The 251-nt window shown below is 41.8% G+C and carries 1 pseudogene; it reads right to left on the bottom strand.

Features of this window, described 5'->3' with window-relative positions:
• A pseudogene (locus FD09_RS16140) lies at positions 1-251 on the bottom strand (IS30 family transposase); the annotation flags it as partial.

The raw sequence follows: 251 nt of genomic DNA, 5'->3' as shown, positions 1-251 counted from the left end.
TGCCTTACTATGCCCACGAGGACCAACGACTGTATCTAGTTCAAAATCGCCGATGCGATTACGTTGATTAATCATCATGGGACGCTGTTCAATTGATCGCCCCAAAGATTGATTATATTTGGATCGTTGGTCAACGTTACGCCGTTGGCGTACGCCATGTTCAGGTAGATCATTCAAGGAGAAACCAATTCTCCCCTGATTTAGCCAATTATAAATAGATTTAGTAGCTAGTTTAAATTCGTGAGCAATCA

The organism is Schleiferilactobacillus perolens DSM 12744, assembly GCF_001435585.1.
GTDB classification, from domain to species: domain Bacteria; phylum Bacillota; class Bacilli; order Lactobacillales; family Lactobacillaceae; genus Schleiferilactobacillus; species Schleiferilactobacillus perolens.
This window is presented reverse-complemented; position numbering and strand designations above follow the sequence as displayed.